Annotated in this window: 12 protein-coding genes; all 12 read left to right on the top strand. The window is 63.6% G+C overall.

The window, feature by feature from the left end; all coding sequences use genetic code 11:
- Positions 1–38: 38 nt before the first annotated feature.
- The 12 genes from nuoC (at position 39) to ACL9RJ_RS23405 (ending at position 16,073) form a co-directional block, all read left to right on the top strand.
- Complete coding sequence (gene nuoC / locus ACL9RJ_RS23350) at positions 39–1,820, top strand: NADH-quinone oxidoreductase subunit C/D (protein ID WP_017123835.1); 1,782 nt, start codon at positions 39–41, stop codon at positions 1,818–1,820.
- Positions 1,821–1,822: 2 nt separating this feature from the next.
- Positions 1,823–2,320, top strand: a complete 498-nt coding sequence (gene nuoE, locus ACL9RJ_RS23355) for an NADH-quinone oxidoreductase subunit NuoE (RefSeq protein ID WP_007970445.1) — start codon at positions 1,823–1,825, stop codon at positions 2,318–2,320.
- On the top strand, positions 2,317–3,672 hold the full coding sequence (nuoF, locus tag ACL9RJ_RS23360) for an NADH-quinone oxidoreductase subunit NuoF (protein WP_017123834.1): 1,356 nt from the start codon (positions 2,317–2,319) through the stop codon (positions 3,670–3,672). The genes nuoE and nuoF overlap by 4 nt, the downstream gene beginning before the upstream one ends.
- A 128-nt stretch (positions 3,673–3,800) precedes the next feature.
- Positions 3,801–6,515 carry an NADH-quinone oxidoreductase subunit NuoG gene (gene nuoG, locus ACL9RJ_RS23365; protein ID WP_422765712.1) on the top strand — a complete coding sequence of 905 codons (2,715 nt, stop codon included), beginning with the start codon at positions 3,801–3,803 and terminating at the stop codon, positions 6,513–6,515.
- Entirely contained in the window at positions 6,512–7,519 is a 1,008-nt protein-coding gene (gene nuoH, locus ACL9RJ_RS23370) for an NADH-quinone oxidoreductase subunit NuoH (RefSeq protein WP_017123832.1), read from the top strand. The genes nuoG and nuoH overlap by 4 nt, the downstream gene beginning before the upstream one ends.
- Before the next feature lie 11 nt (positions 7,520–7,530).
- Positions 7,531–8,079: an NADH-quinone oxidoreductase subunit NuoI gene (gene nuoI / locus ACL9RJ_RS23375; protein ID WP_017123831.1), complete on the top strand. Its 549-nt coding sequence runs from the start codon at positions 7,531–7,533 to the stop codon at positions 8,077–8,079.
- A gap of 9 nt (positions 8,080–8,088) precedes the next feature.
- The gene (nuoJ, locus tag ACL9RJ_RS23380; RefSeq protein ID WP_422765713.1) at positions 8,089–8,589 is read left to right on the top strand and encodes an NADH-quinone oxidoreductase subunit J; all 501 of its coding nucleotides are present in this window, start codon (positions 8,089–8,091) and stop codon (positions 8,587–8,589) included.
- 4 nt (positions 8,590–8,593) lie between these two features.
- Positions 8,594–8,902 (top strand): NADH-quinone oxidoreductase subunit NuoK, encoded by a 309-nt coding sequence (nuoK, locus tag ACL9RJ_RS23385; RefSeq protein ID WP_010444593.1) that lies wholly within the window; start codon positions 8,594–8,596, stop codon positions 8,900–8,902.
- Positions 8,899–10,752 (top strand): NADH-quinone oxidoreductase subunit L, encoded by a 1,854-nt coding sequence (gene nuoL / locus ACL9RJ_RS23390; RefSeq protein WP_017123829.1) that lies wholly within the window; start codon positions 8,899–8,901, stop codon positions 10,750–10,752. Before nuoK ends, nuoL begins: the two co-directional genes overlap by 4 nt.
- Positions 10,753–10,792: 40 nt before the next feature.
- Complete coding sequence (gene nuoM, locus ACL9RJ_RS23395) at positions 10,793–12,325, top strand: NADH-quinone oxidoreductase subunit M (RefSeq protein ID WP_017123828.1); 1,533 nt, start codon at positions 10,793–10,795, stop codon at positions 12,323–12,325.
- A gap of 7 nt (positions 12,326–12,332) precedes the next feature.
- Positions 12,333–13,796, top strand: a complete 1,464-nt coding sequence (gene nuoN / locus ACL9RJ_RS23400; RefSeq protein ID WP_017123827.1) for an NADH-quinone oxidoreductase subunit NuoN — start codon at positions 12,333–12,335, stop codon at positions 13,794–13,796.
- A 138-nt stretch (positions 13,797–13,934) separates the two neighbouring features.
- Positions 13,935–16,073: a TonB-dependent receptor family protein gene (locus ACL9RJ_RS23405; RefSeq protein ID WP_422765714.1), complete on the top strand. Its 2,139-nt coding sequence runs from the start codon at positions 13,935–13,937 to the stop codon at positions 16,071–16,073.
- Positions 16,074–16,078: the final 5 nt, after the last annotated feature.

The raw sequence follows: 16,078 nt of genomic DNA on the forward strand, positions 1-16,078 counted from the left end.
GCTTCATTCTTTACGTTGACCGAAAGCGATAAAAAACCATGACTACAGGCAGTGCTCTGTACATCCCGCCTTACAAGGCAGACGACCAGGATGTGGTCGTCGAACTGAACAACCGTTTTGGCCCCGAGGCGTTCACCGCCCAGGCCACCCGCACCGGCATGCCGGTCCTGTGGGTAAGCCGTGCCAAACTCGTCGAAGTCCTGACCTTCCTGCGCAACCTGCCCAAGCCGTACGTCATGCTCTATGACCTGCACGGCGTGGACGAGCGTCTGCGCACCAAGCGTCAGGGCCTGCCGGCCGCCGATTTCAGCGTCTTCTATCACCTGCTCTCGATCGAGCGTAATAGTGACGTGATGATCAAGGTCGCCTTGTCCGAAAGCGACCTCAGCCTGCCGAGCGTCACCAGCATCTGGCCGAATGCCAACTGGAACGAACGTGAAGTCTGGGACATGTTCGGCATCGACTTCAAAGGTCACCCGCACCTGTCGCGCATCATGATGCCGCCGACCTGGGAAGGTCACCCGCTGCGCAAGGACTTCCCTGCCCGCGCCACCGAATTCGATCCGTACAGCCTGACCCTGGCCAAGCAGCAGCTTGAAGAAGAAGCCGCGCGCTTCCGTCCGGAAGACTGGGGCATGAAGCGGTCCGGCGCCAACGAGGACTACATGTTCCTCAACCTCGGCCCGAACCACCCTTCGGCCCACGGTGCCTTCCGTATCATCCTGCAGCTGGACGGTGAAGAGATCGTCGACTGCGTGCCGGACATCGGTTACCACCACCGTGGCGCCGAGAAGATGGCCGAGCGCCAGTCCTGGCACAGCTTCATCCCCTACACCGACCGTATCGACTACCTCGGCGGGGTGATGAACAACCTGCCGTACGTGCTCTCGGTCGAGAAACTGGCCGGGATCAAGGTGCCGGACCGCGTCGACACCATCCGCATCATGATGGCCGAGTTCTTCCGGATCACCAGCCACCTGCTGTTCCTGGGTACCTATATCCAGGACGTTGGCGCCATGACCCCGGTGTTCTTCACCTTCACCGACCGCCAGCGCGCCTACAAGGTGATCGAAGCCATCACCGGTTTCCGCCTGCACCCGGCCTGGTACCGCATCGGCGGTGTCGCCCACGACTTGCCGCGCGGCTGGGACAAGCTGGTCAAGGAATTCGTCGACTGGCTGCCAAAACGCCTCGACGAGTACACCAAGGCCGCCCTGCAGAACAGTATCCTCAAGGGCCGGACCATCGGTGTCGCCGCCTACAACACCAAGGAAGCCCTGGAGTGGGGCGTCACCGGTGCCGGCCTGCGTTCCACCGGTTGCGATTTCGACCTGCGCAAGGCGCGTCCGTACTCCGGCTACGAGAACTTCGAGTTCGAAGTACCGCTGGCGGCCAACGGTGATGCCTACGATCGCTGCATGGTTCGCGTCGAAGAGATGCGCCAGAGCATCAAGATCATCGACCAGTGCATGCGCAACATGCCGGAAGGCCCGTACAAGGCGGATCACCCGCTGACCACGCCGCCGCCGAAAGAGCGCACGCTGCAGCACATCGAGACCCTGATCACGCACTTCCTGCAAGTTTCGTGGGGCCCGGTCATGCCGGCCAACGAATCCTTCCAGATGATCGAAGCGACCAAGGGCATCAACAGTTATTACCTGACGAGCGATGGCGGCACCATGAGCTACCGCACCCGGATTCGCACCCCAAGCTTCCCGCACCTGCAGCAGATCCCTTCGGTGATCCGCGGCAGCATGGTCGCGGACTTGATCGCGTACCTGGGTAGTATCGACTTCGTTATGGCCGACGTGGACCGCTAAGCATGAACAGCACGCTTATCCAGACAGACCGTTTCGCCCTCAGCGAAACCGAGCGCTCGGCCATCGAGCACGAGCTGCATCACTACGAAGACCCGCGCGCGGCGTCCATCGAAGCCCTGAAGATCGTCCAGAAGGAACGTGGCTGGGTGCCTGACGGCGCGCTCTACGCCATCGGCGAGATCCTCGGCATCCCGGCCAGCGACGTAGAGGGCGTAGCAACCTTCTACAGCCAGATCTTCCGCCAGCCGGTAGGTCGTCACATCATTCGCGTCTGCGACAGCATGGTCTGCTACATCGGCGGCCACGAGTCGGTGGTCAGCGAGATCCAGAGCAAGCTCGGCATCGGCCTGGGTCAGACCACCGCCGACGGCCGCTTCACCCTGCTGCCCGTCTGCTGCCTCGGCAACTGCGACAAGGCCCCGGCACTGATGATCGACGACGACACTTTCGGCGACGTCCAGCCAGCCGGCGTTGCCAAACTGCTGGAGGGCTACGTATGACCCTGACTTCCTTCGGCCCTGCCAACCGCATTGCGCGCTCGGCAGAAACCCATCCGCTGACCTGGCGCCTGCGCGACGACGCCGAGCCGGTGTGGCTCGACGAATACCAGGCGAAGGACGGCTATGCTGCCGCGCGCAAGGCCTTCGCCGACCTGTCCCAGGACGATATCGTCCAGACGGTCAAGGACGCCGGCCTCAAGGGTCGCGGCGGTGCGGGCTTCCCCACCGGCGTGAAATGGGGCCTGATGCCCAAAGACGAATCCATGAACATCCGCTACCTGCTGTGCAACGCGGATGAGATGGAGCCCAACACCTGGAAAGACCGCATGCTGATGGAGCAACTGCCCCATCTGCTGATCGAAGGCATGCTGATCAGTGCCCGTGCACTGAAGACCTACCGCGGCTACATCTTCCTGCGTGGCGAATACACCACCGCCGCCAGGCACCTCAACCGTGCCGTGGAAGAAGCCAAGGCCGCCGGCCTCCTGGGCAAGAACATCCTCGGCAGCGGCTTCGACTTCGAGCTGTTCGTCCACACCGGTGCCGGGCGCTACATCTGCGGTGAAGAAACCGCACTGATCAACTCCCTCGAAGGCCGTCGTGCCAACCCGCGCTCCAAGCCGCCCTTCCCCGCCGCCGTCGGCGTCTGGGGCAAGCCGACCTGCGTGAACAACGTCGAGACCCTGTGCAACGTACCGGCGATCATCGGCAACGGCACCGACTGGTACAAGTCCCTCGCCCGCGAAGGCAGCGAAGACCACGGCACCAAGCTGATGGGCTTCTCCGGCAAGGTGAAGAACCCGGGCCTGTGGGAACTGCCATTCGGCGTGACCGCCCGCGAGCTGTTCGAAGACTACGCCGGTGGCATGCGCGACGGCTTCAAGCTCAAGTGCTGGCAGCCGGGTGGCGCCGGTACCGGCTTCCTGCTGCCGGAGCACCTGGACGCCCAGATGTATGCCGGCGGCATCGCCAAGGTCGGCACCCGGATGGGGACGGGCCTGGCCATGGCGGTGGACGACAGCGTCAACATGGTTTCGCTGCTGCGCAACATGGAAGAGTTCTTCGCCCGTGAGTCGTGCGGTTTCTGCACCCCTTGCCGCGACGGCCTGCCATGGAGCGTCAAGCTCCTGCGCGCCATCGAGAAAGGCGAAGGCCAGGCCGGCGATATCGAGACCCTGCTGGGTCTGGTCGGCTTCCTCGGCCCAGGCAAGACCTTCTGTGCTCACGCACCGGGCGCCGTGGAGCCATTGGGCAGCGCAATCAAGTATTTCCGTCCGGAGTTCGAGGCTGGCATCGCACCTACCAGTGCGGCCATCCCGCCTCTGGCGCGGCCGATCGTAGTCGGCGCATAAGAACGTATCGAAGGGGGGCGGTCCGTGCCGCCCTCTTCCTCGTCTGAAGACGCACCCGATGCGCCAGGCGAGCACCAGGATTCCATTAGCCACGCCCGCAGACGCGGGCCAACGAAGAACTTTGAACCATGGCCACTATCCACGTAGACGGCAAAGCGCTCGAAGTCGATGGGGCAGACAACCTGTTACAGGCATGTCTGTCGCTAGGCCTCGACATTCCTTATTTCTGCTGGCACCCCGCGCTCGGTAGCGTCGGTGCCTGTCGCCAGTGCGCGGTCAAGCAGTACAACGACGAGAACGACACCCGTGGTCGTATCGTCATGTCCTGCATGACCCCGGCCACCGACAACACCTGGATCTCCATCGACGATGAAGAGTCCAAGGCGTTCCGCGCCAGTGTCGTGGAATGGCTGATGACCAACCACCCGCACGACTGCCCGGTCTGCGAGGAAGGCGGTCACTGCCACCTGCAGGACATGACCGTGATGACCGGCCACAACGAGCGCCGTTATCGCTTCACCAAGCGTACCCACCAGAACCAGGAACTGGGCCCGTTCATTTCCCACGAAATGAACCGCTGCATCGCCTGCTACCGCTGCGTACGCTTCTACAAGGACTACGCCGGCGGCACCGACCTCGGTGTGTTCGGTGCCCACGACAACGTGTACTTCGGTCGCGTCGAAGACGGCACCCTGGAAAGCGAGTTCTCCGGCAACCTCACCGAGGTCTGCCCGACCGGTGTGTTCACCGACAAGACCCACTCCGAGCGCTACAACCGCAAGTGGGACATGCAGTTCTCGCCAAGCATCTGCCATGGCTGCTCCAGCGGTTGCAACATCAGCCCGGGTGAACGCTACGGCGAACTGCGTCGTATCGAGAACCGCTTCAACGGTTCGGTGAACCAGTACTTCCTGTGCGACCGTGGCCGTTTCGGCTATGGCTACGTCAACCGCACCGACCGTCCACGCCAGCCGCTGCTGGCCAACGGCGCCAAGCTGAGCCTGGACGAAGCCCTGGATAAAGCGGCCGAGCTGCTGCGTGGTCGCAATATCGTCGGTATCGGTTCGCCCCGTGCCAGCCTGGAAAGCAACTACGCCCTGCGCGAGCTGGTCGGTGCCGAGCACTTCTACTCGGGTATCGAGGCGTCCGAGCTGGAGCGTATCCGCCTGGTCCTGCAGGTACTCAAGGACAGCCCGCTGCCCGTACCGAACATGCGCGACATCGAGGACCACGACGCCGTGTTCGTCCTCGGCGAAGACCTGACCCAGACCGCCGCCCGCATGGCCCTGGCCCTGCGCCAGTCGGTCAAGGGCAAGGCCGAAGCCATGGCCGACGCCATGCGTGTCCAGCCCTGGCTCGATGCCGCGGTGAAGAACATCGGTCAGCACGCGCTGAACCCGCTGTTCATCGCCAGCCTTGCCGAAACCAAGCTCGACGACATCGCCGAAGAGTGCGTGCACGCCGCGCCTGACGACCTGGCCCGCCTCGGTTTCGCCGTGGCCCACGCCCTCGACGCCAGCGCACCGGCTGTCGAAGGCCTGGACGCCGACGCCGTGGAACTGGCCAAGCGCATCGCCGACGCCCTGCTCGCCGCCAAGCGCCCATTGATCATCGCCGGCACCTCCCTGGGTTCCAAGGCGCTGATCGAAGCCGCCGCGAACATTGCCAAGGCCCTGAAGCTGCGCGAAAAAGCCGGCTCCATCAGCCTGATCGTGCCGGAAGCCAACAGCCTCGGCCTGGCCATGCTCGGTGGTGAGTCGCTGGACGCTGCGCTGCAGGCGGTCATCTCTGGCCGTGCCGACGCCATCGTCGTGCTGGAAAACGATCTGTTCACCCGCACCGATGCCGCCACGGTCGACGCTGCGCTGAACGCCGCCAAAGTGCTGATCGTCGCCGACCACCAGAAGACCGCCACCACCGACCGCGCCCACCTGGTGCTGCCGGCGGCGAGCTTCGCCGAAGGCGACGGCACCCTGGTCAGCCAGGAAGGTCGCGCCCAGCGCTTCTTCCAGGTCTTCGATCCGAAGTACCTCGACGCGAGCATCCTGGTCCACGAAGGCTGGCGCTGGCTGCATGCCCTGCGCGCTACCCTGCTGAACCAGCCGATCGACTGGACCCAGCTGGACCATGTCACCGCCGCCTGCGCCGCGAGCACTCCACAACTGGCCGGTATCGTCGATGCCGCGCCGTCCGCCGCGTTCCGCATCAAGGGCATGAAGCTGGCCCGCGAACCGCTGCGCTACTCCGGTCGTACCGCCATGCGCGCCAATATCAGCGTGCACGAACCGCGTACCTCCCAGGACGTCGACACCGCGTTCGCCTTCTCCATGGAAGGTTACTCGGGCTCCGTCGAACCGCGTCAACAGGTGCCGTTCGCCTGGTCGCCGGGCTGGAACTCGCCGCAGGCCTGGAACAAGTTCCAGGACGAAGTCGGCGGGCATATCCGCGCCGGCGACCCGGGCACCCGCCTGATCGAAACCCAGGGCGACTCGCTGAACTGGTTCGCCAGTGTTCCACGCGCCTTCAACCCGGCACAGGGCACCTGGCAAGTGGTGCCGTTCTTCCACCTGTTCGGCAGTGAAGAGAACTCTTCCAAGGCCGCTCCGGTTCAAGAGCGCATCCCCGCGGCCTACGTCGCGCTGGCCAAGTCCGAAGCGGACCGCCTGGGCGTCAACGACGGCGCGCTGCTCAGCCTCAACGTGGCCGGCACCCAGCTGCGCCTGCCGCTGCGCATCAATGAACAACTGGGCGCCGGCCTGGTGGCCCTGCCGGCCGGTCTGGCCGGGATTCCACCAGCGATTTTCGGCAAATCCGTCGACGGTCTGCAGGAGGCAGCTCAATGACCTGGTTCACACCTGAAGTGATTGACGTGATCCTCACGGTCATCAAGGCCATTGTCATCCTGCTGGCCGTGGTGGTCTGCGGCGCCCTGCTGAGCTTCGTCGAACGTCGCCTGCTGGGCTGGTGGCAGGACCGCTACGGTCCGAACCGTGTCGGCCCGTTCGGCATGTTCCAGATCGCCGCGGACATGCTGAAGATGTTCTTCAAGGAAGACTGGACGCCACCGTTCGCCGACAAGGTGATCTTCACCCTGGCGCCGGTTGTCGCCATGAGTGCCTTGCTGATCGCCTTCGCGGTCATCCCGATCACCCCGACCTGGGGTGTCGCGGACCTGAACATCGGCCTGCTGTTCTTCTTCGCCATGGCCGGCCTGTCGGTCTACGCGGTGCTGTTCGCCGGTTGGTCGAGCAACAACAAGTTCGCCCTGCTGGGCAGCCTGCGGGCCTCGGCCCAGACCGTGTCGTACGAAGTGTTCATGGGCCTGTCGCTGATGGGCATCGTGGTCCAGGTCGGCTCGTTCAACATGCGCGACATCGTCGACTACCAGGCCCAGCACCTGTGGTTCATCATCCCGCAGATCTTCGGTTTCCTGACCTTCTTCATCGCCGGCGTGGCCGTGACTCACCGTCACCCCTTCGACCAGCCGGAAGCGGAACAGGAACTGGCCGACGGTTACCACATTGAATATGCCGGCATGAAATGGGGCATGTTCTTCGTTGGCGAGTACATCGGCATCATCCTGATCTCGGCGCTGCTGGTCACCCTGTTCTTCGGTGGCTGGCACGGTCCGTTCGGCATCCTGCCGCAGATTCCATTCATCTGGTTCGCCCTGAAGACCGCGTTCTTCATCATGCTGTTCATCCTGCTGCGCGCTTCGATCCCGCGCCCACGGTATGACCAGGTGATGGACTTCAGCTGGAAATTCTGCCTGCCGCTGACCCTGATCAATTTGCTGGTGACCGCTGCGCTTGTGTTGTTGAACACGCCTGCGGGCGCGGTTCAGTGAGGATTTGACCCATGTTCAAATATATTGGCGACATCGTTAAGGGTACCGGTACCCAGTTGCGAAGCCTGGTGATGGTTTTCGGCCATGGCTTCCGCAAACGCGACACCCTGCAATATCCCGAGGAAGCGGTGTACCTGCCGCCGCGCTATCGCGGTCGCATCGTCCTGACCCGCGACCCCGATGGCGAAGAGCGCTGTGTAGCCTGCAACCTGTGCGCCGTGGCGTGCCCGGTGGGCTGCATCTCGCTGCAGAAAGCCGAAACCGACGACGGTCGTTGGTATCCGGAGTTCTTCCGCATCAACTTCTCGCGCTGCATTTTCTGCGGCCTCTGCGAGGAAGCCTGCCCGACCACCGCGATCCAGCTGACACCGGATTTCGAGATGGCCGAGTTCAAACGTCAGGACCTGGTCTACGAGAAAGAAGATCTGCTGATCTCCGGCCCCGGCAAGAACCCTGATTACAACTTCTATCGTGTTGCAGGTATGGCTGTTGCCGGGAAGCCGAAAGGCTCCGCCCAGAACGAAGCCGAGCCGATCAACGTGAAGAGCTTGCTGCCTTAAGGAAGAACGATGGAATTCGCTTTCTATTTCGCATCGGGTATCGCGGTTGTGTCCACGCTTCGCGTGGTCACCAACACCAACCCCGTGCACGCCCTGCTCTACCTGATCATTTCGCTGATCGCCGTGGCCATGACCTTCTTCAGCCTCGGCGCACCGTTCGCCGGTGCCCTGGAAGTGATCGCCTACGCCGGCGCCATCATGGTGCTGTTCGTGTTCGTGGTGATGATGCTGAACCTCGGCCCGGCCGCGGTCCAGCAGGAGCGCGTCTGGCTCAAGCCCGGTATCTGGGGTGGGCCGACCGTACTGTCGTTGCTGCTGCTGATCGAACTGCTGTACGTACTGTTCAGCCACAGCAGCGGTGCCGCGATCGGTCAAACCACCGTGGGTGCCAAGGCCGTGGGCATCAGCCTGTTCGGTCCGTACCTGCTGGTGGTCGAACTTGCCTCGATGCTGCTGCTCGCCGCAGCCATCACGGCATTCCACTTGGGCCGCAACGAGGCGAAGGAGTAATACCATGCCTGCTATCCCTCTTGAGCATGGACTGGCCGTCGCCGGCATCCTGTTCTGCCTCGGTCTGGTCGGCCTGATGGTCCGCCGCAACATCCTCTTCGTGCTGATGAGCCTGGAGGTGATGATGAACGCCGCCGCCCTGGCCTTCGTCGTCGCGGGCGCACGCTGGGCGCAACCGGATGGACAGATCATGTTCATCCTGGTGATCAGCCTGGCAGCCGCCGAGGCCAGTATCGGCCTGGCGATCCTGCTGCAACTGTATCGCCGCTTCCACACGCTCGATATCGACGCTGCCAGTGAGATGCGCGGATGAACATGATCTTTCTGACTTTCGTATTCCCCCTGATCGGTTTCCTGCTGCTGTCGTTCTCCCGGGGACGCCTCTCGGAAAACCTCTCGGCGCTGATCGGTGTCGGTTCCATCGGCCTGTCGGCGATTGTCGCCGCCTACGTGATCTGGCAATTCAATGTCGCACCGCCCGAGGGTGGTCACTACACCCTGGTGCTGTGGCAGTGGATGTCGGTGGACGGTTTCGCCCCGAACTTCGCCCTGTACATCGACGGACTGTCGATCACCATGCTCGGCGTCGTGGTCGGCGTGGGTTTCCTGATCCACCTGTTCGCGTCCTGGTACATGCGCGGTGAAGACGGCTACTCGCGTTTCTTCGCCTACACCAACCTGTTTATCGCCAGCATGCTGTTCCTGGTCCTGGGCGATAACCTGTTGTTCCTGTACTTCGGCTGGGAAGGCGTGGGCCTGTGCTCCTACCTATTGATCGGTTTCTACTACAGCAACCGCAACAACGGTAACGCGGCACTGAAGGCCTTTATCGTCACCCGCATCGGCGACGTGTTCATGGCCATCGGCCTGTTCATCCTGTTCCAGCAACTGGGTACGCTGAATATCCAGGAACTGCTGGTCAAGGCGCCCGAGCATTTCAAGGTCGGCGACTTCTGGATCGTCCTGGCGACCCTGATGCTGCTGGGCGGTGCGGTCGGCAAGTCGGCCCAACTGCCATTGCAGACCTGGCTGGCGGATGCGATGGCCGGTCCTACCCCGGTTTCGGCACTGATCCACGCCGCGACCATGGTGACCGCCGGTGTCTACCTGATCGCCCGTACCCACGGTCTGTTCGCCCTGGCGCCGGATATCCTGCACCTGGTCGGCATCGTCGGTGGCGTGACCCTGGTCCTGGCCGGTTTCGCCGCCCTGGTCCAGACCGACATCAAGCGTATCCTCGCCTACTCGACCATGAGCCAGATCGGCTACATGTTCCTGGCCCTGGGCGTCGGTGCCTGGGAAGGCGCGATCTTCCACCTGATGACCCACGCCTTCTTCAAGGCCCTGCTGTTCCTTGCCTCCGGTGCGGTGATCGTTGCCTGCCACCACGAGCAGAACATCTTCAAGATGGGGGGCCTGTGGAAGAAACTGCCGTTAGCCTACGCCAGCTTCATCGTCGGTGGTGCCGCCCTGGCCGCCCTGCCGATCGTCACCGCCGGTTTCTACTCGAAGGACGAAATCCTCTGGGAAGCCTTCGCCAGTGGCAACCACGGCCTGCTGTACGCCGGCCTGGTCGGTGCGTTCATGACCTCGCTGTACACCTTCCGCCTGATCTTCATCACCTTCCACGGTGAAGCCAAGACCGAAGCCCACGCCGGCCACGGGATTTCCCACTGGCTGCCGCTGGGCGTGCTGATCGTGCTGTCGACCTTCATCGGCGCCTGGATTCATCCGCCACTGGCCGGTGTCCTGCCGGAAAGCGCCGGCCATGCCGGCGGCGAAGCCAAGCACAGCCTGGAAATCGCCTCGGGTGCCATCGCCCTGGCCGGTATCCTGCTGGCGGCCGTGCTGTTCCTCGGCAAGCGTCGCTTCGTCACCGCCGTCGCCAACAGCGGTATCGGGCGCTTCCTGTCGGCCTGGTGGTTCGCCGCCTGGGGCTTCGACTGGATCTACGACAAGCTGTTCGTCAAGCCGTACCTGGCGATCAGTCATGTGCTGCGCAAAGACCCGCTCGACCAGACCATCGGCCTGATCCCGCGTATGGCCAAAGGCGGTCACACCGCCCTGAGCCGCACCGAGACCGGTCAGCTGCGTTGGTATGCCGCGTCGATCGCCGCTGGTGCCGTGCTGGTGCTTGGCGCCATCGTACTGGTAGCGGTCTGACTATGAACCTTGCGACATTGCGAAAGGAATTGAGCCCGTCATGATTCTGCCTTGGCTAATCCTGATCCCCTTTATCGGTGGCCTGCTGTGCTGGCTGGGTGAGCGTTTCGGCTCTACCCTCCCCCGCTGGATTGCGCTGCTGACCATGTCCCTCGAACTCGCCCTCGGCCTCTGGCTGTGGGCCCACGGGGATTACTCGTTCGCGCCGGCACCCGGCGCCGATCCCACCTGGGCGATTGAGTTCAAGCACGTCTGGATCCAGCGCTTCGGCATCAACGTGCACCTGGCCCTCGATGGCCTGTCGCTGTTGATGATCCTGCTGACCGGCCTGCTGGGTATCCTCTCGGTACTCTGCTCGTGGAAAGAGATCCAGCGTCACGTGGGCTTCTTCCACCTGAACCTGATGTGGATCCTGGGCGGTGTCGTCGGCGTGTTCCTGGCCCTCGACCTGTTCATGTTCTTCTTCTTCTGGGAAATGATGCTGGTGCCGATGTACTTCCTCATCGCGCTCTGGGGTCACAGTTCTTCGGACGGCAAGAAGACCCGGATCTACGCGGCGACCAAGTTCTTCATCTTCACCCAGGCTTCCGGCCTGATCATGCTGGTGGCGATCCTCGGCCTGGTACTGGTCAACTTCAACAACACCGGCGTGATCACCTTCAACTACGCCGACCTGTTGAAGACCAAGATGTCGCTGACCACCGAGTACATCCTGATGCTCGGTTTCTTCATCGCCTTCGCGGTCAAGCTGCCGGTGGTACCGTTCCACTCCTGGCTGCCGGACGCCCACGCCCAGGCGCCGACCGCCGGTTCCGTCGACCTGGCCGGTATCCTGTTGAAGACCGCTGCCTATGGTCTGCTGCGTTTCGCCCTGCCGCTGTTCCCGAATGCCTCGGCCGAGTTCGCGCCGATCGCCATGACCCTGGGTCTGATCGGGATCTTCTACGGTGCCTTCCTGGCCTTCGCCCAAACCGACATCAAGCGCCTGATCGCCTTCTCCAGCGTCTCGCACATGGGCTTCGTGCTGATCGGGATCTACTCCGGCAGCCAGCAGGCCCTGCAAGGCGCGGTGATCCAGATGCTCGCCCACGGCCTGTCGGCGGCGGCACTGTTTATCCTCAGCGGCCAGCTCTACGAGCGCACCCACACCCGCGACATGCGTGAAATGGGTGGCCTGTGGTCGAAGATCGCCTACCTGCCGGCCATCAGCCTGTTCTTCGCCGCCGCCTCGCTGGGGCTGCCGGGAACCGGCAACTTCGTCGGCGAGTTCCTGATCCTCATCGGCACCTTCGTCAGTGCGCCATGGATCACCGCGATTGCGACTTCCGGCCTGGTGTTCGGTTCGGTCTACTCGCTGATCATGATCCACCGCGCCTACTTCGGTCCGGCCAAGTCGGACGAAGTGCTGCACGGCATGGACGGTCGCGAACTGGCCATGGTGCTCGGTCTTGCGGCACTGCTGATCTACATCGGCGTGTACCCGCAACCGTTCCTCGACACCTCTGCCGCCACCATGCATGGCGTGCAGCAGTGGCTCGGCACCGCCTTCACTCAACTCGCTTCGGCCCGGTAAGAGCGCTATGGAATTCACGATCCAACACTTTATCGCGCTGGCGCCGCTGCTGATCACCAGCCTCACCATTATCGTGGTGATGCTGGCAATCGCCTGGCGCCGCAACCACTCACAGACCTTCCTGCTCTCGGTGGCCGGTCTCAACCTGGCGCTGCTGTCGATTCTGCCGGCGCTGAAAGTCGCCCCCCTGGTGGTGACACCGCTGATCCAGATCGACGATTTCGCCTGCCTGTACATGGCGTTGATCCTGGTGGCGACGCTGGCCTGCGTCACCCTCGCCCACGCCTACCTGGGTGATGGCGGCTCGGGTTACCCGGGCAACCGCGAAGAACTGTACCTGCTGATCCTGATGGCCGCCGCCGGCGGCCTGGTCCTGGTCAGCGCGCAGCACCTGGCCAGCCTGTTCATCGGCCTCGAACTGCTCTCGGTACCGGTCTACGGCCTGGTGGCCTATGCCTTCTTCAACAAGCGCTCGCTCGAAGCCGGTATCAAGTACATGGTGCTGTCGGCTGCCGGTTCCGCGTTCCTGCTGTTCGGCATGGCCCTGCTCTACGCCGAAGCCGGCACCCTGAGCTTCACCGGTATCGGCCACGCCCTGGCCGCCACCGGCCTGCCAAGCCCGATTGCCCAGCTGGGCCTGGGCATGATGCTGGTCGGCCTGGCGTTCAAGCTGTCGCTGGTGCCGTTCCACCTCTGGACCCCGGACGTCTACGAAGGCGCCCCGGCGCCGGTGGCGGCCTTCCTGGCCACCGCCAGCAAGGTGGCCGTGTTCGCCGTGATGATCCGCCTGTTCCAGATCTCGCCGGTCGCCAGCAGTGGCGTCCTGAGCAATGTGCTGGCGGTGATTGCCGTCGCGTCGATCCTGGTCGGCAACCTGCTGGCGCTGACCCAGAGCAACCTCAAGCGTCTGCTCGGTTACTCGTCCATCGCCCACTTCGGCTACCTGCTGATCGCCCTGGTGGCGAGCAAGGGCCTGGCGCTGGAAGCCATGGGCGTGTACCTGGTCACCTACGTGATCACCAGCCTCGGCGCCTTCGGCGTGATCACCCTGATGTCCTCGCCGTACAACGGTCGTGACATGGATGCCCTGTACGAATACCGCGGCCTGTTCTGGCGCCGTCCGTACCTGACCGCCGTGCTGACCGTGATGATGCTGTCCCTGGCCGGTATCCCGCTGACCGCCGGCTTCATCGGCAAGTTCTACATCATCGCGACCGGTGTCGAATCCCAGCACTGGTGGTTGATCGGTTCCCTGGTGATCGGTAGCGCCATCGGCGTCTTCTACTACCTGCGCGTGATGGTCACCCTGTACCTGATCGAGCCGAACCTGCGTCGCCACGATGCCCAGTTGCATTGGGAACAACGTGCGGGCGGCGTGATGCTGCTGGCAATCGCGGTCCTGGCCTTCTTCCTCGGCCTGTACCCGCAGCCATTGCTGGAGCTGGTGCAACACGCGGTACTGGCCAGCTAAGCAAGCAGCCAGATGGACCCGACACCCCGCCCGAGGCAACTCCGGCGGGGTGTTTTGTTTTCAGCACACCGTCAATTCATTGCGAACGATTCTCGACTTCTATAGGCTGGCGCGCCCTGTTCCGCCGAGCCCCGATTGATGCGCATCGCCCTGCCCTCCTCCCTGCTGCCCTCTTCCCTGTTGCCGCTGGCGGCGCTGTTCTGCGCCGCACCGTTGCAAGCCGCGCCCGCCCCACTGGAACTCGGCGAGGTGGACGTACGCAGCGAAGAGGTCAGCGAGCTCGACAATGCCCGTGCGCGACTGCACGAGATTCCCGGTGCCAGTAACCTGATCGATCTCGAACGCGTCGAAAACGGCCGCACCGTCAGTAACCAGGACGTGCTGGCCTACCAGCCCGGGGTCTATGCCCAGTCGGCCGGCAATGACGGCACCAAGGTGTCGATTCGCGGCTCGGGCATCAACCGCGCACCCGGTGCCCACGGCTCAGGGATCTACACACTGTTCGACGGCCTGCCGCTGACCGGTCCCGGTGGCACGCCCTATGAACTGTTCGAACCGCTGTGGCTCAGCCGTGCCGAAGTGCTGCGTGGTGCCAACGGCTTCGACCGGGGCTCCCTGGCCCTCGGCGGAGCCATCGACTATGTGACCCACACCGGACGGGATGCCGCGCCGCTGCAGGTGCGTTATGAAACCGGCAGCCATGGTTATCGCAAGCGCCAGGTCAGTTCCGGCCAGGTCCTCGGCGACCTGGATTATTACCTCGCCCTGACCGACTCGGACGATGATGGCTATCAGGACCATACCCGGGGCAGCAGCAAAGGCCTCGCGGCCAATGTCGGCTATCGCTCCAGCCCGGAACTGGAGACCCGCCTGTACCTGCGTTATCGCGAAACCGACAACGAGCTGGCCGGACGTGTGACCCAGGACCAGATCAAGCATCACCCGCGCGCCGCCAACCCGCTCTATGTCAGTCGTGACGCCAGTCGCCCGCAGCCGGGCAGCACCTGGCTGGGCAGCAAGACCACGATGTATCTGGACGATGATTCGCAGCTCGAGATCGGACTGGTCTACCACGACTACCCGATGGACCTGCGCGAAGGTCCCAACCGCCTGAAGGTGGCCTACACCGATGTCAGTGGCACCTTGAACTACACCCGCCGCGACACGCTGTTCGGCCTGGAAAGCAAAAGCACCCTGGGCTGGCGCAGCACCAGGCACCTGCCCAATAGCGGCGCCTCGGAATTTGTCCGGGTCCAGACCAACCCGCTCTACCCGGTCGGCACCAGGACCCGCGATTTCAGTTACCAGGGCTCGGACAATGTGCTGCACGCCGGCAATGACCTGGAAGTGCTGCCCGATCTCTGGCTGACCACCGGCCTGGCGATGATCTATACCCGCCGCGAAAGCGATGTGAGTTACCCGGCCAGCGGCGGCAAGGTCAGCCAGCACGACTGGGACTACGCGCCACGGGTAGGCCTGCGCTACGAGTTCAGCCCGCGCTTGCAGGTCTATGGCAATCTCGGCCGCTCGGTCGAGCCACCGCATCCATGGGCGCTGATCTGGAGTTCGGGGACCCGCTTCAGCGCGGGCAATGGTGCGGCCACCGGCCTGCAAAGCACGCCGGTGGAACTGAAGAACCAGACCGCGACCACCCTCGAACTGGGTAGCCGCGGCGAAGCCTGGCTCGGCAAATGGGACCTGGCCTGGTACTACTCGGCAGTCCGTCATGAACTGCTGACGGTGGAGATGCAGGCCGCCACGCAGACCCAGGCGCAGATCACCGGCGAGGTGAATGCCAGTCCCACCGTGCACCAGGGCATCGAGGCCGGGCTGGAAAGCCTGTTGTGGGAACGGCCGGACCTGGGCCAGGTATCCTTGCGCCAGGCCTACACCCTCAGCGACTTCCATTATCGCGACGACGCGGCGTTCGGCGACAATCGCCTGCCGGGCATCCCGCAGCATTACTACCAGGCACAAATCCGCTACGCCCATCCGAGCGGTGTCTATCTCGGCCTGAACACGCAGATGGCCTCGCGGATCGCCGTGGACTACGCCAACTCGCGCTACGCCTCGTCCTACGCCCTGCTCGGTGCAACCCTGGGTTATGCCTCGCCCAGGCAGGACTGGCAGACCTGGCTGGACTTGCGCAACCTGGGCAACGAGCGCTATGCCGCCGTGGTGGTGCCGGGCTACGACGACAAGGGCGCCGATGCGGCCCGTTCGGTGCCTGGCGAGGGCATGGGGGTGTACGCCGGGGTTTCCTACAGTTTCAGGTGATGGGC

The sequence above is a fragment of the Pseudomonas sp. Mn2068 genome (genome assembly GCF_049319725.1).
Classification (GTDB): Bacteria; Pseudomonadota; Gammaproteobacteria; order Pseudomonadales; family Pseudomonadaceae; genus Aquipseudomonas; species Aquipseudomonas gingeri.